Origin of the sequence: Paraliomyxa miuraensis (assembly GCF_026337845.1) — a bacterium.
GTDB classification, from domain to species: Bacteria; Myxococcota_A; Polyangia; order Nannocystales; family Nannocystaceae; genus Paraliomyxa; species Paraliomyxa miuraensis.
The window spans coordinates 284,654-305,582 of record NZ_JAOVZF010000155.1; the positions used below are offsets into that span (position 1 = coordinate 284,654).

20 protein-coding genes are annotated in these 20,929 nt (G+C 68.6%); 13 read left to right on the forward strand and 7 right to left on the reverse strand.

Annotated elements, in window-relative coordinates:
* Positions 1-22 precede the first annotated feature (22 nt).
* From OEB96_RS24975 to OEB96_RS25015, 9 genes are all read left to right on the forward strand, one after another.
* Positions 23-1,189: an MFS transporter gene (locus tag OEB96_RS24975; protein ID WP_266219227.1), complete on the forward strand. Its 1,167-nt coding sequence runs from the start codon at positions 23-25 to the stop codon at positions 1,187-1,189.
* Between the two features lie 249 nt (positions 1,190-1,438).
* Entirely contained in the window at positions 1,439-3,196 is a 1,758-nt protein-coding gene (locus OEB96_RS24980) for an ATP-binding protein (RefSeq protein ID WP_266219228.1), read from the forward strand.
* Between the two features lie 339 nt (positions 3,197-3,535).
* The gene (locus OEB96_RS24985; protein ID WP_266219229.1) at positions 3,536-4,195 is read left to right on the forward strand and encodes a response regulator; all 660 of its coding nucleotides are present in this window, start codon (positions 3,536-3,538) and stop codon (positions 4,193-4,195) included.
* Positions 4,196-4,223: 28 nt separating this feature from the next.
* Positions 4,224-5,465, forward strand: a complete 1,242-nt coding sequence (locus OEB96_RS24990; protein ID WP_266219230.1) for an ATP-binding protein — start codon at positions 4,224-4,226, stop codon at positions 5,463-5,465.
* Positions 5,462-7,303, forward strand: coding sequence for a response regulator (locus OEB96_RS24995; protein ID WP_266219231.1), 1,842 nt, complete (start codon positions 5,462-5,464; stop codon positions 7,301-7,303). The genes OEB96_RS24990 and OEB96_RS24995 overlap by 4 nt, the downstream gene beginning before the upstream one ends.
* 249 nt (positions 7,304-7,552) lie before the next feature.
* On the forward strand, positions 7,553-8,212 hold the full coding sequence (locus OEB96_RS25000; RefSeq protein WP_266219232.1) for a hypothetical protein: 660 nt from the start codon (positions 7,553-7,555) through the stop codon (positions 8,210-8,212).
* The gene (locus OEB96_RS25005; protein ID WP_266219233.1) at positions 8,209-8,730 is read left to right on the forward strand and encodes a hypothetical protein; all 522 of its coding nucleotides are present in this window, start codon (positions 8,209-8,211) and stop codon (positions 8,728-8,730) included. Before OEB96_RS25000 ends, OEB96_RS25005 begins: the two co-directional genes overlap by 4 nt.
* Before the next feature lie 104 nt (positions 8,731-8,834).
* Entirely contained in the window at positions 8,835-9,497 is a 663-nt protein-coding gene (locus OEB96_RS25010) for a hypothetical protein (RefSeq protein WP_266219234.1), read from the forward strand.
* 164 nt (positions 9,498-9,661) lie between these two features.
* Positions 9,662-12,505 carry a M16 family metallopeptidase gene (locus OEB96_RS25015; protein ID WP_266219235.1) on the forward strand — a complete coding sequence of 948 codons (2,844 nt, stop codon included), beginning with the start codon at positions 9,662-9,664 and terminating at the stop codon, positions 12,503-12,505.
* A 14-nt stretch (positions 12,506-12,519) separates the two neighbouring features.
* Here OEB96_RS25015 and OEB96_RS25020 read toward each other — a convergent pair whose 3' ends face one another.
* From OEB96_RS25020 to OEB96_RS25030, 3 genes are all read right to left on the reverse strand, one after another.
* Positions 12,520-13,047, reverse strand: a complete 528-nt coding sequence (locus OEB96_RS25020) for a hypothetical protein (protein WP_266219236.1) — start codon at positions 13,045-13,047, stop codon at positions 12,520-12,522.
* Positions 13,044-13,619: a hypothetical protein gene (locus tag OEB96_RS25025; RefSeq protein ID WP_266219237.1), complete on the reverse strand. Its 576-nt coding sequence runs from the start codon at positions 13,617-13,619 to the stop codon at positions 13,044-13,046. The genes OEB96_RS25020 and OEB96_RS25025 overlap by 4 nt, the downstream gene beginning before the upstream one ends.
* A gap of 275 nt (positions 13,620-13,894) precedes the next feature.
* Positions 13,895-14,185, reverse strand: coding sequence for a hypothetical protein (locus tag OEB96_RS25030; RefSeq protein ID WP_266219238.1), 291 nt, complete (start codon positions 14,183-14,185; stop codon positions 13,895-13,897).
* Positions 14,186-14,995: 810 nt separating this feature from the next.
* Here OEB96_RS25030 and OEB96_RS25035 point away from each other — a divergent pair.
* The 4 genes from OEB96_RS25035 (at position 14,996) to OEB96_RS25050 (ending at position 17,955) form a co-directional block, all read left to right on the forward strand.
* Positions 14,996-15,220, forward strand: a complete 225-nt coding sequence (locus OEB96_RS25035) for an addiction module protein (protein ID WP_266219239.1) — start codon at positions 14,996-14,998, stop codon at positions 15,218-15,220.
* Positions 15,220-15,531: a hypothetical protein gene (locus OEB96_RS25040; RefSeq protein WP_266219240.1), complete on the forward strand. Its 312-nt coding sequence runs from the start codon at positions 15,220-15,222 to the stop codon at positions 15,529-15,531. The genes OEB96_RS25035 and OEB96_RS25040 overlap by 1 nt, the downstream gene beginning before the upstream one ends.
* 244 nt (positions 15,532-15,775) lie before the next feature.
* Positions 15,776-16,360: a hypothetical protein gene (locus OEB96_RS25045; RefSeq protein WP_266219241.1), complete on the forward strand. Its 585-nt coding sequence runs from the start codon at positions 15,776-15,778 to the stop codon at positions 16,358-16,360.
* Positions 16,361-16,455: 95 nt separating this feature from the next.
* Positions 16,456-17,955, forward strand: a complete 1,500-nt coding sequence (locus OEB96_RS25050; protein ID WP_266219242.1) for a PcfJ domain-containing protein — start codon at positions 16,456-16,458, stop codon at positions 17,953-17,955.
* On the opposite strand, the gene OEB96_RS25055 is transcribed toward OEB96_RS25050, so the two are convergent.
* The 4 genes from OEB96_RS25055 to OEB96_RS25070 all read right to left on the reverse strand — a co-directional run bounded on the left by OEB96_RS25055 (position 17,943) and on the right by OEB96_RS25070 (position 20,865).
* Positions 17,943-18,161 carry a PD-(D/E)XK nuclease domain-containing protein gene (locus OEB96_RS25055; protein WP_266219319.1) on the reverse strand — a complete coding sequence of 73 codons (219 nt, stop codon included), beginning with the start codon at positions 18,159-18,161 and terminating at the stop codon, positions 17,943-17,945. The genes OEB96_RS25050 and OEB96_RS25055 overlap by 13 nt on opposite strands.
* A gap of 57 nt (positions 18,162-18,218) precedes the next feature.
* Entirely contained in the window at positions 18,219-18,773 is a 555-nt protein-coding gene (locus OEB96_RS25060; RefSeq protein WP_266219243.1) for a hypothetical protein, read from the reverse strand.
* Positions 18,774-18,795: 22 nt separating this feature from the next.
* A complete protein-coding gene (locus OEB96_RS25065; RefSeq protein WP_266219244.1) occupies positions 18,796-19,527 on the reverse strand; it encodes a hypothetical protein in 732 nt (243 codons plus the stop codon).
* A gap of 147 nt (positions 19,528-19,674) precedes the next feature.
* Positions 19,675-20,865, reverse strand: a complete 1,191-nt coding sequence (locus tag OEB96_RS25070; RefSeq protein ID WP_266219245.1) for an FG-GAP repeat domain-containing protein — start codon at positions 20,863-20,865, stop codon at positions 19,675-19,677.
* Positions 20,866-20,929 lie beyond the last annotated feature (64 nt).

The window sequence follows — 20,929 nt, forward strand, 5'->3', positions numbered from 1 at the left end:
CAGCTTCGATAGACTCCCGGCCGTGCCCCCGGCCAAGCTGCTCACGCGCGCATTCTTGCTGGCCTTCGTCGCGAACCTGCTGCACAGCTGGGCGTTCTTTGCCTACCTCCACCTGCCCGGCTTCCTGGCCGAGCGCGGGGCCGACGAGCTGATGATCGGGGTGGTGTTCGGCACCATGGCCGCCTCCGCCATCGCGCTGCGTCCGGCGGTGGGGCGCTTGCTCGATCGTCGAGGGCGTCGAGTGGTCGCGCGGTGGGGCTCGGTGATGCACCTCGCGGTCACGTTCGCGTATCTCTCGGTGGACTCGATCGGTCCGTGGTTGTTCGTGGTGCGCATCATCCACGGCGCGGCCGAGGCGATGCTGTTCTCGACCCTGTTCACGATCGCGGCCGACGTGGTGCCGGCCTCGCGGCGCACCGAGGGCATCGCTCTGTTCGGGGTCTCGGGGCTGCTGCCGATGTCGCTCGCGGGAGTGATGGGCGACCTCATCCTCACGCATGCCGGCTACGCGGAGCTGTTCGTTGCCTCTTCGATCGCGGCGGCGCTGGGCGGCCTGTGCTCGTGGCTGCTGGCCGACTCCCGCCCCGCCGCCCAGGCCGATGCTCCCGCGCCGCGCTCGTTCCTCGCCGCCGTCATGCTGCCCTCGTTGCGGCCGCTGTGGTTGATGGGCCTGTCGTTCGCGCTGGCGATCGCGAGCTACTTCACCTTCCTCAAGACCTACGTCGAGCACCTGGGGATCGGGTCCATGGGCCTCTACTACACCGTGTACTCGCTGGCGGCGATCGTGCTGCGGCTGCTCCTAGGGTGGGTGCCCGATCGGGTGGGGGCCCGGCGGGCGCTGGCGCCCGCGATGACCGGCACGGTGATCGGCCTCGTGGTGCTCAGCGGGATGGGCAGCACGCTCGAGATGGCGGTGGCCGGGCTCCTGTGCGGGCTCGGGCACGCGTTCGTGTTTCCGATCCTCTCGTCGCTGGTGGTCACGCGCGCCGACCAGAGCGAGCGCGGGGCGGCGCTGTCGATGTTCACCGCGCTGTTCGATCTGGGGCTGTTGGTGGGCGGCCCCGTGCTGGGCGTGGTGCTCGAGCGCACGAGCTACGCGGTCATGTTCCACACCGCAGCGGTGGTTGCGGCGCTGGGCGGGGCGGTGGCGCTCCTGTGGGATCGGCGAGCCGTACCGGGACGCGGGTGAGCGGCGCGAGGTACCCGAGCGCCGAAGGATCTCCAAGCACGGGACGCGGTTGGATCGACCGGTCGATGCTCGGCCATGGTCGGGCAGGAGGTGGTCGATACATCGTTCAATCCGCTGCTCGGACGGACATCGGGCGTCGCGGGGACGGGTCGGTCACGAGGACTCGTCGAGTGACGCCACGGGTGCGGCTCGTTGCCGGAGCCCAGGTGCCGGTGTCACCATGAGTCGGTGGGGCACTCTCAGGCTTCCGTGCACGCGAGCTCCCGCATGGTCACGGAGCAGACTCGCTTGCCTCGGCTGCACCGCCTGCTGCCGGCGGACTTCTTCCGACTCGACCAACGCGCTCGACACCAGTGGCTGATGCTGCTGACCCTGAGCGCCGCGATGCTCACCTTCACCGTCGTGGGGAGCCTCATCGCCCTCGTGGCTGGTGAATTCGCCGCGGCAAACGCAGTGATCAGCATCGTGGGCGGCGTGGGCTACGGGGTGAGCCTGGTGCTCCAGTATCGCATGCGCTCGCATGCGCTCGCAGCCCACGTGATGCTGTCGACGCTGCAGGCATCCATCGTCGCGATCATGCTCGTCCTCGGCAATCCGTGGCTGTTTGCAGCTCCGCTCGGGAGCTTGGTCCCGATCATGGCCGTTCAGCTCCTCGACCGGCGCGCGGCCCTTTGGTGGACCCTCGCGATGGCGGGGTTGCTGCTGACCGTGACCGTCATCGGGCTGGCGGGTGTGGGGTTCACGGAGCCCAAGAACATGCTGGGGAGCCCCGAGCGCGATCTGGCCTTCATCGGCATTTCCCTCTCGGCCACCCTGCTCATCCTCGCGTGGTTCCACGAGGGCTCGCGCAACCACATCCAGATGGCCAGCAGCTTCAAGAGCGCCGTGCTCGCCTGCATGAGCCACGAACTGCGCACCCCGCTCAATGGGGTGCTCGGGATGCTCGAGAACACCATGGCGGGCCCGCTCGACCCTGCGCAGCGGGAGAACCTCGCCATGGCGCACCGAGCCGGGGGCTCGCTGCTCGAGATCGTCGATGATGCGCTCGATCTGTTCCAGGCCGAGACGGGCGGACTGCAGCTCCAGCACGAGCCATTCGACCTGCGCGAGGGGCTCTGCGCCGCGACGGCACGAGTCATCGCCCGGTTGGAACGGCCCGGCGTGGAGATCTCGCTCCGCTATCCCCAGGAGCTGCCGAGCCGCTTCATCGGCGACGGCCGGCAGGTCCTGCGCATCGTCGACAAGCTCGTCGACAACGCGCTCAAGTTCACCGAGCACGGCCACGTACGGATCGAGGTCGCGTACCCGGCCGAGTCCGACGACGGCGAGTCGACGCTCACGGTTCGGGTCGAGGACACGGGTATCGGCATCCCGGCCAAGAAGCAAGCGGTGATCTTCGACGACCTCACGCAGCTCGACGACTCGTGGAATCGGACTCGCGGTGGCACCGGCATGGGCCTCGCCGTCTGCCGCGAGCTGGTGCAGCGGATGGGCGGTCGGCTCGGGGTGCACAGCGAGCTGGGCCGAGGTACGGAGATCTGGTTCTCGGTTCCCATGGCCACCGCGCCCGCAGTGGTGCCCGCACCCGTGCCCGTTGCCGCGATCGAGGCTCCGCTGCGACGCATCCGCACCCTGGTCGTCGAGGACAACCTCATCAACCAGAAGGTCACCAAGCGGATGCTCGAGCGCCTCGGCTGCGAGGTCGAGGTGGTCGGTGACGGGCGTCAAGCCATCGAGCGCGTGCGCCAGGACCACTTCGACATCGTGTTCATGGACATCCAGATGCCAGTCATGGACGGCTTCGAGGCCACGACCGCAATCCGCGACGCGTCGGACAGGGAGGTCGCATCGCTGCCGATCGTGGCCATGACGGCGTTCACGATGGCCGGCGACCGGGGCCGCTGCCTCGAGGCGGGGATGAATGGCTACGTCGGCAAGCCCATCGATCAGCAGCGGGTGGTGTCGGAGCTGTCGCGGCTGACGAAGTGGTCCGGCATCGCGGCCTGAGCCCATGGTGAGCCCGCGGGATCCGCTCCACCGCCTCGTCGGTCGCCGCTACGCTCGATTCCGGCGGTGAGAGGGTCGTTGCCCCAAGGTGCGATTCGATCGCACACAACGAGCCGACGTTGCTCGGCCGAGTCTCGGGTCCGGCGTTGGCTGATCGTCCGGCCGCACTTTCCTTATAGAATCGCTGAGGTCCATCATGGTACGGTCCGTGTGCGAGGTGGGTTGCTCGAGTGGGGCGCCGTCGAGTGGAGAATGCCAGGGCAAGGCAATTCGGTATCGGCCAAGTACAGGGTCCTCATCGTCGATGACAACGCGGACATCCACGACGATTTTCGTTCGATGCTGCGATCTTCGACCCCGAGCACCAGACTCGACGACCTGATGTCGGATGTGCTGGGTGACGAGCGCGGCGATCCCCGGGGCGCGGCGCTTCCGGCCTACGAGTTCGATTCCGCGTTTCAGGGGCGCGCCGCGGTCGAGGCGGTCCAGGGAGCGGTCGAGGCAGGGCAGTCCTTTGCGCTCGCGTTCGTCGACATGCGCATGCCGCCCGGATGGAACGGGGTGGAGACGATCCGCCGGATCTGGGAGCGCGATCCCGACATCCAGATGATCATCTGCTCGGCGTACACCGACTACACCTGGGAGGACATCGTCGAGCAGCTCGGGCCCACCGACAAGCTGCTGTTCCTGCGCAAGCCGGTCGATCCGAGCGCGGTCAAGCAGATGGCCCTGGCCACCACGTCTCGCTGGCAGACCGACCTGAAGGTTCGTGACCGGGTCCAGCGTCTCGAGCACCGGCTCGCGCAGTGCGAGCAGCAGCTGGTGTCGAGGGGAGACGCGCCCTCCTCCGAGGAGAGCATGATCGAGTCCCTCACCGAGCTGCGCACGGCCCTCTCGGAGCTGTCGGCCACCACCTTGACTCCCGAGCAGCTTCAGCTGCTCCGCCGCGCCAGCGACATGTGCATCTCGCTGGCGCACGTCGTCGGCCAGTCCGCCTAGGCATGAGTCGCGAGCCCCTCCTTTCGTCATGTCCAGCCCACCGAGACTTCCCCCGGGTCTACCCGACGTCGCCACCCTGCACGCCATCCTCGCGCAGGCGCCAGCCTTCATCACCTTCACCGACATGGATCTGAGGATCCTGTACTCCAACACCATCGCAGAGGGTTACCGCTGGGAGGACGTCATCGGGACCAGCTACCTGTCGTTCCTCCAGCCGCAGCAGAAGGACAAGTTCCTCAGCGCGAGCACCCGGGTGCTCGAGACCGGTCAGTCGCAGCACATCGAGTCCTATGTCGAACACCTGACGGGGGGGCGTGACTGGTACTCGAACCATCTGTCGGCGCTCAACGATGTGGACGGCAAACGTCGCGGGCTCATCAGCATCTCGCTCACGATCACGGCCCAGAAGACCGCGGAGCTCCAGCTCGAGCGCGCCCGACAGGAGCTGATGGAGGCCTCGCATCGGTCGGGGATGGCCGAGGTGATCACCGGCGTGCTCCACAACGTCAGCAACGTGCTCAACAGCGTCGGGGTGTCGGTCTCGTCGCTGTCCCGAGCCTTCGCCTCGTCTCGAGTCCCCGTGCTGCCCCGGCTCGCCAAGCTGCTCCAGGACAACGGGGAGCGGATCGGTGCGTTCATGACCGAGGATCCCCGCGGCCAGAAGTTCCCGGCGCTGCTCAGCCAGCTGACCGAGGAGCTGATGTCGGAGCGCGAGCGGATGGGCTCGGATCTGTCCCGCCTCGCCGAGCACTTCGAGCTGATGCGCGCAACGGTGGACGCCCAGCAATCGGTGGCCAAGCCCGGCGATCGGATCGAGGACGTGGTGCCCCTCGACCTGGTCGAGCGCACGCTGGCGATGTTCTCCATCAAGCTCGTGCACCTCGACATCAAGGTCGACGCGAAATCCGAGGTCGGCGGCACCATTGCCCTCGACCGCCAGTCCGCGCTGCAGATCCTCGCCAACTTGATCCTCAACGCCATCGAGTCGCTCGAGGCGGTGGAAGGCCGGCCGCGCAGGCTCGTGGTCCGCGTGGTCGAGCAAGACGACCGGATCGCATTCGAGGTCGAGGACAACGGCGTGGGCATCCCGCAGTCGCTGATCGAGCGGATCTTCGAGCACGGCTTCACGACCAAGGAGGACGGCCACGGCTTTGGCCTGCACTCCTCGATCGTCGCTGCGCACACGATGAACGGCTCGCTGAGCGCCCACACCAAGGGCCCCGGCGTGGGCGCGCTGTTCCGTCTCACGCTTCCCCGGGGGCGGTCATGACCGACCCGGCACCGAGCCGCGCGCTCGAGCTCGTCGCAGACCGAGCGGAGCCTGCGGCACTGGCCTCCGAGGCCGCCTTCCGGGTCCTCGTCGTCGACGACAATCCGGCCATCCACGATGACTTCAACCAGAGCCTCTCCGACGAGCAGACGCGGTGCCGGGCGCTGGACGAGCTGACCCTCTCGGTGCTCGGGGACCTTCCGGTCTCGGCCCCGGTCTCGGCCACCCTCGGCCCGACGTTCGAGCTGGACTTCGCCATGCAGGGCAAGGAAGCCCTGGCTCGCGTGACCGCGGCGCGGAAGGCCGACGCGCCCTACGCCCTGGTGTTCATGGACATCCGGATGCCACCCGGCTGGGACGGCATGGAGTCCACCGAGCGGATCACGGCGGTGGATCCAGACGTGCACGTGGTCCTGTGCACGGCGCACATCAACGGTACGGCCCCGCAGCGACTGGCGGCCCTCCCGGCGCGGGATCGGGTGCTGATCCTCAAGAAGCCCTTCGACATGCTCGAGGTGCGTCAGATGGCCAGCGTGTTGTGCGAGAAGTGGGTGCTCTCCCGCCGCGACAAGGCCCGCATGGCGGAGCTCGAGCACTCGGTCAGCGAGCAGCAGGGAGAGCTGGCGGCCACCAACGCTCACCTGCGCAAGGAGATCGCCGAGCGAGCCCTGGCCGAGAGTCAGCTGCGCAAGGCACAGCGCCTCGAGGGGCTGGGCCGGCTCGCGGCGGGGCTCTGCCACGAGATCAACAACCCCCTGAGCTTCATCGTGGGGAACGCGGAGATCCTCTCGGAGGACCTCCCGGAGATGGCGTCCTACTTGCCGCAGGGGCTCCGGGACGAGCTCGCCGAGTCGCTCGCGGCCATCGATCACGGGGCCAACCGGATCACCAAGATCGTACGCAACATCAAGCTGTTCGCCCGTCAGAGCGAGGCGCCCATGGAGGTGATCACCCTGCGGGATGCCGTGGACTCGGCGCTGACGATGGCCCGGCTGCTCCAGCGAGAGCAGCTCGAGCTCGTGGTCGAGGTCGGCGAGGAACAGGTGGTCGGACGTCGCCTCGAGCTGGAGCAGGTGCTGATCAACCTGCTGGAGAACGCCTCGCACGCGATGGCCGGAGTGCGTGCGAGCCGGGGGGCTCACCCGCTGCGCCTCGAGATCGGGATCGATGCGTCGGAGGACTGCATGATCGGGCTGTACGTGTCCGACACGGGCCCCGGGATCGAGCATGCAGTCATCGACAACGTGTTCGATCCGTTCTTCACCACCAAGGCGGTCGATCAGGGGACGGGCCTGGGCCTGTCGATCTGCCACTCGCTGATCCACGGCATGGGGGGCACCATCGACGTCCAGAGCACCCCGGGGGAGGGCGCACGATTCACGGTGAAGCTCCCGACGGTGGGTCCTCCTCCCGAGGAGTCGGCGGAGGCCGCCCCCGAGCCTCTGTTTCGGCGATCGGCCACGTCGGGGAAGGTGCTGGTCATCGACGACGAGCCCTTCATCCTTCGCACCATCGAGCGCTCGCTGCGGCGCCACGTCGTGACCTGCGTGTCCAACGTCCAGGATGCGCTGGGCCTGTGCACCCGCGAGGAGTTCGACGTGATCTTCTGCGACATCATGATGCCGGGGGCCAGCGGGTGCGACTTCCATCGCATCCTCGCCGAGCTCGTGCCCGGAGCCGAGGAGCGCATCGTCTTCATCACCGGCGGCACGCGGGTGGACAGCGTCCGCCGCTTCCTCGAGAAGGTGCCCAACAAGTGCGTGGAGAAGCCGTTCGAGACCAACGAGCTGCGCGCGCTCGTCGACGAGCGACTCGGTCTTCGCGCCGAGCACACGTGATGGCCTCGGCCGCGAGCGACTCGAGCCGCGCCACCGTCGGGTCCTTGCCGTAGGTGTCGCTTTCGGGCGGTGCGCTCGCGATCGCGGCCAGCCCCGCGGGCGTCGGCAGCGTCTGGGGGGCGCTGCGAGGGTCGATGATGGTCGCGTCGACGGTGGGCATGGGCACTCGTTGCCGAGCCGCGCGCCGGGGGCGGTGGCGCGGTGATGAAATCTCGGCGCGTCGTTGTATCCCGAGACGAGAAGCGATCGATGAGTCGACTGACGCATGTCTCCCTGTTCGTGCTCGCCGGTCTCGCCGGCGCGTCGGCGGGGGCGCTCGTCGATGGCTCGCCGCACGCGGCGGCGAGGAGCCGCCACGAGCTCGTCGCGCTGGCGAACGAGCTGGCGCGGCGGCACACGCAGGTCGAGCGAGGCGATGGCACGCGCCGCGCCGAGGCCGAGGCGGCCGAGGACGACGTGAGTCGAGAGGGGCCCGCGCTCGACGAGCTCATCGAACACGAGCGTGAGATCGCCGAGCGCCGCGCCGCGGTCATCACCGCCGCCGCGGAGCGAGAGACGCTCGATCCGAGCTGGTCGGCGGCTGCGGAGCATCGGATCGCCGAGGGGCTCGCCGCACACGGCCCGCCCGGCGTCGCGCTCGTGTCCTCGACCTGCAAGACCACGCTGTGCATCGTCGAGCTCGTGCATCCACCGGGGGATCCCGGTACCGAGCACGTCAATTGGCTGCCCGTGTTCGGGCTGCCTCGGGGGTTCTTCGTGCGTCATCCGCCGCAGCCGGGGCGGCACGCACGGACCATGGCCTATCTCGCCCGCAAGGGGTACTCGCTTCCACTCGCCGAGTCGAATCGCAGGGGACCGGAACGCTGGTTGGTCCAGGGAATCAACTGGAGCAGAAAGGAACGTCGATGAAGAGCGAAACGAGACTCAATGACCACGGCCGACTCGTCACGGTGATCGTTGCCTGTGTTGGGCTGACGCTGGGCGGGGTCGTGATGCAGGGGCTCGGACCCCGGATTGCGATGGCTGGCGACAACAAGATCCTCCCGGCTCACGCGTGTCAGCCCGAGGAAGATCCCGAGTACACGATCTTCTCGGCTCGATACCTCGAGAACGACCTCGGGGCGGAGCAGACGTACTGGTGTCCAGTGCTGCGCGACGACACCCAGAGCGAGCTCGAGTTCGTGCGGGTCAGGGTGGAGAATCGAGGCTCGTCCTACAAGCGCCCGGAGTGCACCGTTCACTCGGTCTCGGTCGGCGGCACGTTCACCGATTCCGAGTACGAGGAATCGCCGAGCACGACCGGCTTCTTCAGCCTCGAGTTTCCGCTGAACGGCTTCACCGAGTACGACAACGGGCACTTCGTGATCGAGTGCACGCTGGGCGACGAGGATCGCATCCTCAGCTATCGCACCAACGAGAGTCCCTGAGCATCGACCCCGAGTCGATTCGACCGTCGGTGAGGGCATGGTCGCCCGTGCGACCGCCCTCACCGAGCCCGAGAACGAGAGCGACGAGCAGAGAGACGACGACGATGAAGAGAGGGACATGGGGCGTGCTCCTGGGGCTGGCGGGGATCGGCATGCTGATCGGTGTGTTCACGTGCGGCTCGGCGGATCCATCGTCCACGGTGGTGCGCAGACCGAAGGTGTACGAGTCGAGCCAGGAGCGCGTCGCGGCGACGAGCCCGCGCGTGCGTCGAGGCCTCCCGCTCATGCCACGCCGCTGGCTGAGCGGCGCGACCCCGGCGCCCGAGTCCGACGCGCCCCACGAGGAGCTCGCGGAGCCCGCCGGTGACCCAGACGAGGATCGCGAGGAGGACGACGGCGACGAGGACGACGAGGCGAGCCTCGTTCGTGAGCAGGAGCTCGTCGCGCGTCGCATCGAGGACATCGTCGACCTTGCCGATGCCGAGCCGGTGGATCCGAGCTGGGCCCCGGCGATGGAGCGTCGGATCGCCGAAGGGCTCGCCGCTCACGCGCCGCCCGGGGCGACGCTGGTGTCCGCGAGCTGCAGGACCACGCTGTGCGTCGCCGAGATCGAGTTCCCCCCGAGCGGCGAGGGTGGCACGCGGGTGAACTGGCTGACCGCGCTCGGACTGCCGCGCGGCTTCTTCGTCCATCACGAGCCTCGGCCGGGCTTCGGTCCCAGGACCGTCGCCTACCTCGCGCGCGACGGACACTCGCTGCCCGATTGACAGTGCCTAGTCGCGGGGTGGGGGTGGTCCGCACTCCGGGCGTTTGGTGCGCAGGAACGGCTCGTCGCGCGTTTCGTCGAGCCGGGGGCGGCCGAGGCTCGGTCCTTGGGCCACGGTGCGCGGTGCTGCCGACGGGCCTTCCAGAGTGTGCGAGAGTGCCCGGCATGAGCCTCGCCCCGCGTCGTCGTGCTCCCGCGCTTGCCCTCCGCCAAGTGGCCTCGTTGCTGGCCCCGACCCTGGCCCTCGCCCTGTCGACCGCCGCGTGCCAGCGAGGCGTCACCGTGATGCCCGAGGAGGTCGTGCATGGCACGCCTCCCACCGACACCAAGGCGGCCGCCGACGTCGCGCCGCCCAAGCAGCTGCACACGGTCGAGGGCATCACCGAGTACGAGCTGGCCAACGGCATGCGCGTGCTCCTGTTTCCCGACCCCTCGCGCGAGCGGGTCACGGTGAACGTCACGTACATGGTGGGCTCGCGGCACGAGGGCTACGGCGAGACGGGCATGGCGCACTTGCTCGAGCACATGCTGTTCAAGGGCACGCCCACCCACCAGGACCCGTGGCAGCTGTTGCAGGATCACGGGGCTCAGTTCAACGGCACCACCTGGTACGACCGCACCAACTACTACGAGACCATGCCGGCCAGCGACGAGAACCTGGAGTGGGCGCTCCGGTTCGAGGCCGATCGCATGATCAACAGCTCGATCGACCCCAAGCAGCTCGCCAAGGAGTTCTCGGTCGTGCGCAACGAGTTCGAGATGGGGGAGAACTACGCCCCGGGTGTTCTCGACGAGCGCATGCTGAGCACCGCGTTCTTGTGGCACAACTACGGCAAGTCGACGATCGGCTCGCGCAGCGACATCGAGAACGTGCCGGTCTCGGCGCTGCGAGCGTTCTACGAGAAGTACTATCAGCCCGACAACGCGGTGCTGGTGGTGGCCGGAGCGTTCGAGGCCAAGCGCGCGCTCGAGCTGGTGCAGGAGTGCTTCGCCACCATCCCCCGCCCTCAGCGGACGCTGCCCCCGACCTACACCGTCGAGCCGGTGCAAGACGGAGAGCGCACGGTGAACCTGCAGCGCGTGGGCGACGTGGGCGTGGTGGGGGTGCTGTTCCACGGCGTGGCGGGGGCCGACCCCGACTACGTGGCCGGAGAGGCGCTGGTGCATGCGCTCACCGACGAGCCCTCGGGGCGGCTGTACAAGGCGCTGGTGGAGCCGGGGATCGCCTCGGCCGTGTACGGGCACACCCAGCCGCTGCACGACCCGGGCTGGGTGCAGTTCTCGGCCGAGGTGCCCCCGGGCAAGCCGGTCGAGCCGGTGCGCGAGCGCCTGCTGGAGCTCATCGCCGGGGTGGCCGACACCATCACCGAGGAGGAGGTCGAGCGCTTCCGCAATCGCCAGCTCAAGAACATCGAGCTCGCGCTCACCGACAGCACCGAGATCGCGATCGAGCTGACGGAGTGGGCGGCCCTGGGCGACTGGCGGATGTTCTTCGTCCACCGCGATCGCGTCGAGCAGATCAACGCCGCCCAGGTCAAGGCGTTCGCCAAGCGCTACGTCAAGCCGTCGAACCGCACGGTGGGGATGTTCCTGCCCACCAAGGCGCCCGATCGTGCGCCGTTGACCACCGGGCCCGACGTGATGGCCTATGTCGACGGCTACCAGGGGCGAGGGGCGCTGCGCGAGGGTGAGGCCTTTGCTGCCACCATCGCCAACATCGAGGCCAAGACCGTGCGCGACAAGACGCCGGGAGGCATCGCGCTGGCGCTTCTGCCCAAGCAGACCCGCGGCGGCGCGGTGACCATGCGCATTCGCCTGCGGGCGGGCTCGCTCGAGGAACTGCGGGGCAAGACCGCGGCCGCCGGCCTGGTGGGCGACATGGTGATGCGTGGCACCACCAAGCACTCGCGCCAGGAGCTGCGTGACGAGCTCGATCGGCTCAAGGCACAGGTCTACATCGGCGGCAGCGACACCGGGGCCTGGGTCTACGTCAACACCGTGAGCGACAGCGTGCCCGGCGTGGTGGCGCTGTTGGCCGAGATGCTGCGCGAGCCCACGTTTCCCGCCAAGGAGCTCGAGGTGCTGCGGCAGGAGCAGCTCGCGGCGCTGCAAGAGGCCGGCAACGAGCCGGGCACGCGATCGTTCGAGCACCTGTTCCGCACCCTGGGGCCCTATCCCGCCTCCGATCCCCGCTACCGCGCCACCGTCGAGGAGTCGATCGTACGGCTCAAGAAGGTCAAGCGAGCCGATCTGGTGAGCGTGCACCAGCGCCTTTGGGGGGCGGGCGACATGCAGATCTCGGTCGTGGGCGACTTCGACGCCAAGGCGCTGCGCACCGCCGTCGAGCAGCACCTCGAGGGCTGGGCCGCCAAGCGTCCGTACCAGCGCCTGCCCGATCCGTTCCACGACGTCGCCGGGGGCACGCCGGTCTACATCGACACGCCAGACAAGGAGAACGCCATGGTCGTCATGGGGCAGACCATGAAGCTGCGCGACGACGACCCCGACTACGCCGCGCTGGTGCTGGCCAACCATGTACTCGGCGGCGCGGTGGAGTCGCGGCTGATGGAGCGCCTGCGCCAGAAGGAAGGGTGGTCGTACGGGGCGTTCTCGTTCCTCTCGGCCGACTCCTTCGATGCCTCGGCCCAGCTCGTGGCCGGCGCCCAGTGTGCACCGCAGAACGCCGACAAGGTGCTTCAGGCGATGACCGAGGAGCTGCAGCGGCTCGTTCGCGACGGGGTCACCAAGGAGGAGCTCGAGGCCGCCAAGGCCAGCTACAAGGCTGCGTTCGATACCTCGCTGTCGAGCGACGACACGGTGGCCGACCAGCACCTCGAGGATCTGTTCCTCGGGCGCACCATGGCCTTCACCCAGAAGCTCAATGATGCGATTGCGGCGCTCACTCCCGAGCAGGTTAGGGCGGCGCTGGTCGAGCACGTGCGGATGGATCGCTTCGTCGCGGTGGTGGCGGGCGACCTGGCCAAGGCGGGGCGATCGGTCGACCGCTGAGGGCGTTGCCCCGCTCATTCCTCATCGCGGCGAGTGCTGCCCTCGGCGAGCCCGGCGAGTCGCTCGAGCATCCGTGCGTACTCCTCGTCGCTCACTTCGAGCCCCACCGTCCGCAGCCCTTCGACATCAGCCCCCAGGTACGCCCGCCCGTCGGCCCCCACGAACACCGGCCACCGTGCGTGCTGGTTTCGGGCCATCCACCGCGAGCCATCGATCACGAGCATCCCGCAGACCAGCGAGTCCGGTAGCTTCGTCGCTGGCCACCACACGACGCTGTCGACCGCGAGCCGGTCCAGCGTGAGTCGACAAGCGCGTATCGAGAGCGCCCCGTCGTCGAGTGGGATGGTGACCAACGACACCGCCCGGCCCGGTCCTTCGGCCACCGCCATCGCGAAGTCGCTCGCGGGGCAATCGGACGCCAGGTAGACCCGCGGCCAGTGCTCCGGGATGTGGTCGTGCAACGATGCATACCAGACCAACCCGAGCACGAAGACCAAGCCCGCGACGCTGGCTCCGGCGATCCGCAGCAGCGTCCGTCTCATGTGCCACACGCCTCCTCACGTTGCTCGAGCACATCGAGCACGCAGTCGAATTCATCCAGATGATGTCGCAAGAACAAGAGGTTCCACCCGAGCGACGAGGGAGTGACCTGGGTCGGCTCGTGGGCGGCCGCTTCGAGCTCTTCGAGGTCGCGCCGTTCGTCCACCACGAGTCGACGATAGTGCGCCCCGATGTCCGAGCCCTTGCTGGGGTCCCAGTACGAATTGCGTCCCGATTGCGAGAACGGCAGCTCCGCGCCGAGGTGGGCTGGCATCGGAACCGGGCCGCGATCGGCCCAGACCTCGGTCGAGCACGAGGCCAACGCCCGGCACGCTGGCTGGTCGACGCCACGGATCAGCTCCACCCTGGCGTAGACGATCTCTCCGGTCTCCTGGTCCTCCGAACGTCGACGCAGGACCGCCTCGATCTCCCACGCACAGTATTCGTCGAGCTGCGACTCGAACTGGGCGACACACCGAGCTGCCCGTAGCCCGGCCTCGCCCCCGTACCCGACCGACAACGACCACTCGAGCAGGCCCATCAGCTCCTCGAGCGCGAACTCGTCAGTGACCATCTCGTGCAGAGCAGGCGCCTCACCAGGTGGCTCGATCGAAGCTCCCTCCCGGACCCACTCGAGCGGAGGCTCGGCAGGATCGATGGTACGCGGCCGAATGGCTCCGAGCGCGACGACGGTCGACGGGCGCGAGTCGACGCGACCCTGGTGCTCGCTTCGAGCAGTCCGATGGTCGAGGCGATCCGTGGTCCGACACCATCCAATGCCACAGAGCACGCCGACGAGGGCCGTGCCCGTCGTCCATCGAATCAGGGATCGACGCACGGACATGGCACCTAGTAGGTGGTCGTCGAGATCGAGTACTCGTCGTTGCCACCATCACCGAGGCCACCGCCCGAGATGGCAGTCGTGCTGCCGACGCACTCGGTCGCGAGGTTCATGCAAAGCGCCGCCGACGTCTTGTGACACCTGCGATTGTCCTTGTTGGTCGGTCCGCAGGTCCAGTGGGTGATCGCGTGTGTGCACTCCGAGCAACCCCCATGCGCGCGTGCGGTGTGCGGCAGCATGGTGGCGACGGAGAGCCCGGCCACGACGACCACGGTGAACGCGATGGCAGGGAGCACCATGGAAATCAAACGACGTACGACCTTCATCGCTGCGCTCATCGTGCAGACGAGGCTATCGGAAGCAACGAGCCGCTTCAAGCGAGCAACCATCAGCCATCGGGCCGAGCACGATATTGCACCCGGTCCACGCGGTCGACAAAGATACCGCCCGGCCGACGCAGATATCCACAAGAGAAATCGATTTCCGATGTGTGTACCATTTGGAACGGGCCCAGCTCCGAAGTCACCGCCCGTGGTTCGGCGGGGCTTGCTTCGGTCGACTCCTCGGAAATCATGGAAATCGACCAATCGCGTTTGACGGGTCGTACCCACGAAGTACGCCGTGACTCGTGAGGTCAGGGACGCGTCACGAACATCGAAGGCGGCTGGGAGGAGCTCGACCGATGAAGGTCCTCGCGCAGAGGATCGCGTTCATGGGTGCCGTGGGAGTGCTTATCGGCTGTGGGGACCGTCCCGCTGACCCGGCCATCGAAGCAACGAGCTGCTTCGAGCGAGCAGCCCATCGGCCACCAAGCCGAGCACAGTTTCGTACCCAGTCCACCCCGCCCGACGCAGGTGGCAGGCGACATGGGCCAAGGCAGGGCGCTCAGTAGGCCGCGGAGGGGGCTGGGAGCGACGGCGAGAACTGCGGCTGGTGCGGGCGCGCATGTCGCAAACCGCATGCCAACAGGATCTCGTCGACGGTTAGTGCCCGACCACGTGGACTGCGGTGACCGAAGCTACGGCCTCCCGGCGTCCAACGCCCTCGGTCGCCCGGCACACTGTGCGCCCGTGGCGGTCCCGTCGTTCACGTCGTACCATTCCCCCATCGTGACGTCCGCTGCCCAGAAGGTTCTCGAAGCAGCCCTCGCCCTCCCCGCCGACGAACGTGAGGCGCTCGTCGGCGTGTTGAGCATGAGCCTAGAACCGGCAACCTTGAGCCCGGAATGGCAGGCGGAGATCGCCCGGCGCCTCGAAAGGATCGAGAACGGCGAAGCGACCTTCTACGATGCCGAGGATCACCTGCGGACGCTGAGGGCGAAGTACGGCAGCTGATGGCCAAGCTGCGGATCCTCCAAGAGGCAGCCGATGAGCTCGACGACGCGGTTGCCTACGTCGAACGCGAGCGAGTGGGCTACGGCCAGATCCTGTTGGACGAGTACGCCGACAAGCTGCGGCAGATTACGCGTTTTCCCGAGAGCGCACCGCTGTTGGTGAATGCACCGCGAGGCTTGATGCTACGCGCATTCGCGCTTCGCAGGTTCCGCTACTCGCTCATCGTTGGGATCCTCGACGGGACCCCGACACTCATCGCATTCGCCCACCACCATCGAGCACCCGGATACTGGCGCGACCGCCTGCACTGACCCGATTCGACCCGATACAGGCTGCGACCGTCGGGGGACCACATCACGTACCGAGCTCCGGCTCGTCGACCGAGGGCCCGCACGCGATGAGGCACGGACCCACGAGCCACTTCGTCATCCGTCTCCGTCTCCGAATCCAAGTCCCAGTCCAACCCAAGCCATGGATCCGAGGATAGCGGACTTGGCGGTTCGTGTCGGCTCCATGGCTCCGACGACGGCTCCGCGTGTTACGCTGGCGCACGCGATGGCCCTGCTCCTGCGTCACCGTGCGCTGCTGCTGGGGCTCGTCGCGTTCGGGCTGGGCGCTGGCGTACACGGGATGTTCCACGCCCTCGACGTACCCACGCGGATGCCACGGCCGTGGCTCGGCGCAATTCCGTGGCTGCTGGCCTGCGTGGGCGTGGCCGCGACGCTGGCGTCCACGGCCACGGTGGTGCGTCGCAGCAAACCCCTGTGGCGCAAGCTCGGACTGGGCGTGTTGCACATCGTGCTCGCGCTCGGTGGGCTGGCCGGGGTGCTCGCGGCCGATCCCTCGTTTCCGTTCGGGCCCACCATCGTCGAGTGGTCGGCGCTGCCCGACGATCGCGGGACCGCCTACCTCTACAAGGAGGGGCTGTTCTGCCGGCAGACGGTGTGGGTGGCGAGGCCGTGGCAGTGGTCGAGCGAACGCGACGCGGGACGGGTCGGCTACACCTGCGATCGGGAGGGGCACCTACGGTGGGATGCCGAGCACGCGCGCATGCTGGTGGTGGGGGCCGATGGCCAGCCGCTGCCCAGGGATCGGACGCTCGAGGGGCTCGGCCATGCGCTCGACTGGGGGCCGCACTGAGGCAGGGTTCGGATGCCCTGTCCGGGATCGTGTCCGAAGATCGAGGTTGACGCCGCACCGAGTTGCCCTACCCTGGGCGGCAGGTTGTCGCGGCCATGTCCGAGCGGATCATCAATCGGCACCGGCCGCTGCGGCCGGGGCAGCTGCGCGCGCGGTACCTCCGGAGGCACCATCGCAGCCGCCGCGAGGACCCGTGGGCGCAGGCCCACGATCTGGTCGATGATGCTCGTGACTTCGATTGCCACGAGCACGAGTACGACTACGAGCGCTGGTGGACGGGAGAGTCCTTCGATCGCCTGATGTGGGAGCTGACCGCCCGGCTCGACGGGTCGGTGCTCTTCAACCCCCTCGCCGCGCTCCCTGCGCTTGCCCCGACGACCGCGTTGCCGGTCGGGCTCGTCGGGGAGCCCGAGATGCCGGTCGAGCCACGCCTCGCCGAGCACCTGCAGCGCCTGCCCACCCTCGACGTCGACTCGCTGCTGATCGGAGCCGACATGGCCGAGGACCTGCGTTGCCTGCACGAGATCGCCGCGCAGCATCTGTGCCCCCTCGCCGGCTTCTCCGAGGGCGGTCGATGGCGAGGCCCGCGGGACTCGCTGGTGGCGATCCTGCTGTTTCGTCCGTTTTGGATCCGCTCTCCGCGGTCGTGGCGACCATCTGCCCACGGCACCGCTGCGCAGAAGGTCGGCGCGTTGGTCGAGCACGTGTTCGCCCGCTTCGACTTTCCCCGCTTCCTGCTCGGGGCCTGGCTGGTGCCGCGAGAGGCACTCGAGCCGAGGTGGCTGGCCTGGACCATCACCCTGGCCCAAGGGGGGAGCCTGCGGCGCCTGCATCGACTCGCGTTTCGTGGCCGCTGGGGCAGCGGCTTCGGGCCGCTACCCAAGAAGCTCCCGGCTCACCTCCACGAGGTCCCCGATCCTCTCTCGCTCGTCGATGGCCTGATGTACGCCGAGGTCCGGCGGCTCGGAGGCACGGCCGAGGACGTCCGGCGGCTGGGCATGGACCCCAGCTTTCGCATCGATCCAACCGTTCTCGATCCCGAGCAGGACGATCGCCGCTTCTGGGAGGACACCGTGCGTTGGCTGGTGCGGCATCGCGAACGGCTCGACGCGCTCAAGCCCGAGGACCAGCTTCGAGTCCTTCAGTGGGCCCGTCACCGCCACACCGAGCGCTGGCGCGAGCCCTTCGAGTGGAGCGGTCGCAGCGTGCGTGCCGCTCTCGACGAGGCTCGCAACCACCGCCGTCGGCTGCTCATCGGGTGCCGCCGTCTCCGCTGGCCGCCCCATGGCTGGGAGGGGACGTACTCCGTCGGCGAGTCGACCTGGACGTTCGAGGAGCTGACCTCGAGCGAGGCCCTCGCCAGCGAGAGCGAGGCCATGTCGCACTGCGTGCGGCTCTATGATCACCACGGCTACCGCGGAACGTCGGCGATCTTCAGCGTACGGCGAGATGGCCGGCGTCGCGTCACGGTGGAGGTTCGCCCTTCGTCGCGTACGGTGGTGCAGGTGGCCGGTGCGTATAATCGTCGGCCCAGCGCCGAGGAACTCGCCGTGATCGAGCGCTGGCGCGAGGACGTCCTGTCTCACTCGACCTGAACGTGGGCCCGCTTGCCCTCGAAGACCACCGCGATCCGGCGGATCGGCGTCGCTCCACGCTCTCGTAGCTCGGCCGCGTAGTCCCGCGCTCGGATCTGCTCGAGCGCCCCTGCGATCGCCCGCGCCGGTGTCTCACCCGCATCCGCGCGAACTCGCTTCAGCTCCATCACCACGCCCGGTTGTCCGGCGAGCTTCGGCAGCACCATCACGTCGCAGCGCATCGACGAGCGCGGTCTTGTCGATGTAGCGAGCCCCGACCAGCGTCAGAACCGCCCGCGCAGTCCCAGCGTGCCGCCACTGGGCGTGGGTCCGGCCATCAGCTCGAGCCGACGCGCCCGGCGGTCCCGCGCCAGCATCACGCTGCCGCCCGCGAGGTAGGCGAGACCGGCCGCCTGTATCAGGCCAAAGCCGACCAGCCCGGCCTTGTCGCCCTTGGTGCGGCCGAAGGGGGCGGCCACCAGTGGTCCGGCCACGGGCAGGAACACCAGCTTGGAGATCCGTTCCTCGTCGCGCTCCTCGGGAGTGACCTGGCCGTCTTCGTGGATCTCGTCGAGGCTGTTGGCGCCCACGAAGGTGGCGGTGAGATAGAAGACCCCGAAGACCGCACTGCCAGCCGCCACGAAGGCCCGGGCGGTGCGGCGGTCCTTGCGACTGAGGGGCTTGGCCTTGGCCATGCGTCGGGACGGGGGAGGGTGAGGCGGGCGATCGAGCCGGGGTGCAGTGACGTGCACGGGCGCGGGCTCGGCCGCGAGGGCCGGGCGAGCATGGGTGGCGAGCACGGTGCTCGCCAGCACGGCGAGGGCAATGGAGCGGTGCATGATCATCCTCCCCCGACCTGGACTAGAAGCGCACCGTCAGCGCCACGTGGGCCTGACTCGACGAGCCCATGGCCGACAGCTGCACTCGCTCGAGCCGACGCGCGCGGGCCAGCCGATGCACGCCCACCAGCGCCAGGCCCACGCCCACGCCTTGCGCGAGCCCGGCGACTCCCGCCGCCCAGGCGCGCACGGCCGTATCGGCGCGCACGATGGCCAGCGCGGGTCCGATCCCCGGGACCATCAGGGCCCGTCCGTAGGCGCGTCGACGATCCCCGCGACGGCTCTCGTCGCCCTCGGTGAGGGGATCGTCGGTGAAGTCGCGCGCGCGGTCGATCGCCAGCGCGCCGGCGAGCGAGGTGAACAGGTAGGCCGAGCCGGCGAGGGTGAGCCCTCCCGCGAGCAGGCCGCGGCCCGACTTGCGATCGTCGTGGATCCGGTCGGCGATGCGGTAGCGCTGCTCGAGCGCGGCCTGGTCGGCGGCCGAGAGAGCCGGCTCGGGTGCGACCGCGGGCTCGGGTGCGACCACGGCCTCGGGAGCGGACTCGGCCGCGGCGTCCGTACGGACCGTCACCGACACCTCCGTCGTGGTCGTGCCCGAGGGCGATGCCACGGTGGCCTCGGCCACGCCCGGCTCGGTGGCCACGGCGATCGTCTGCAGCGACGCCAGAGTGGACGGAGAGGCCTGTGCGAGCCCTGGCATCGAGACCAGGCCCACGGCGGCGGCAAGGGAGAACAAGTGAGCCAAGCGAGTCATGGGGTCCCGGCACGTCGTGGCGTGCACGCGGCGGTAGTGCCGGCCCCCTTGCCGACGATCATGGGTCCAAGCAATTCGCACGAAGAAGGCCCCGAAACGCCGGTTGGGGGCGCTTCGAGGCCTCGTGCGTCAGGTCTCGCGTTCGGCTCAGTTGTTGCTCAGCACCAGCGTGATCGAGTCGTCGGCGAACGTCGCCGCGATCAGATCCTCCCGGTTGTCGCCATCGACGTGCGCCGAGTGGATGCGGATGGCCGGCGAGGGCAGGGTGAAGGTGCGGAGGTTGAGCAGCCCGCCCGCACCGTTGCCGCGCAGCCACTGGATCTGGGCGACCGCGTCGTCGACCATCGCGACGTCGGGGATGCCGTCGCCCGTGATGTCGCCCACCGCGGTGTCGTAGGGCGCAAAGCCGGTCAGGATCACGGTGCTCCCGAGGCTGAAGTCACCGACGCCGTCGGCCAGCAACGTCTGCACGGAAGGCATGGTGCGGCTCGAGACCACGAGGTCGTCGTAGCCATCGTCGTCCATGTCACCCACGCGGTTGGACCACGGGGGGATGTCCACGCCGAGCTCGCGCTGGAACCCGAAGGTCGCGGGGGGCAGCCCCTGCATGAACACGATGTCGTGCTCGCGCTCGATGAGCGCCGCATCGAGCAAGCCATCGTCGTCGAAGTGTCCCAGGGCCAGGCCGCTGGGATCGAAGCCGCTCCACGCCGCATTGCCGACCTCCGTGGTCTCGATGCGCCAGATGCCCTCGCCCCCGTTGCCCAGCGCGATGTCGAGGTACACCGAGTCGGGCTTGCGCATGGTCATCACGTCGGAATCGCCGTCGCCCTCGAAGTCGGCGATCACGGTCGATGCGACCGGGGTGTACTCGACCGCGGGCCACGCCGACCACGGGGCCAGCGTGCCGTTGGCCTGGCCCAGGAGCACCGCGAGGTCGTTGGCGCAGCCCACGGTGACCACGTCGGTACGACCGTCGCCGTCGACGTCGCCGGCCACCGGGAACGCGCTGCAGGCGGTGAAGTTGGCGTCGATGGCCGCGGCGAAGCCCCCGGCGCCATCGCCCAGGAACACCGCTCCCGTGACGCCGACCCCCGCCTCCACCCCGGTGACCAACAGGTCCGTGTCGCCGTCGCCGTCGAAGTCGCCCTTCTCGAGCGCCATCGGGGTGAACCACAGGCCCAGGGGAATCGAGGTCACGATCGGGATCTGGGCAATGGACGGCTCGGCCGCGAGCTCGAAGTCGTCGCGCGACGACGCCAGCGCTTCCTCGCCGACCTCCGTGCATCCAGCAAGCAGCAGTACCCCACCCACGACCCAACTTCGCTCGTATCGCATTCGATCGATCCTCCAGTCCCCATGATGGCGGGTCCCCGGGGAATCGTCACGCCAAACCTCACGA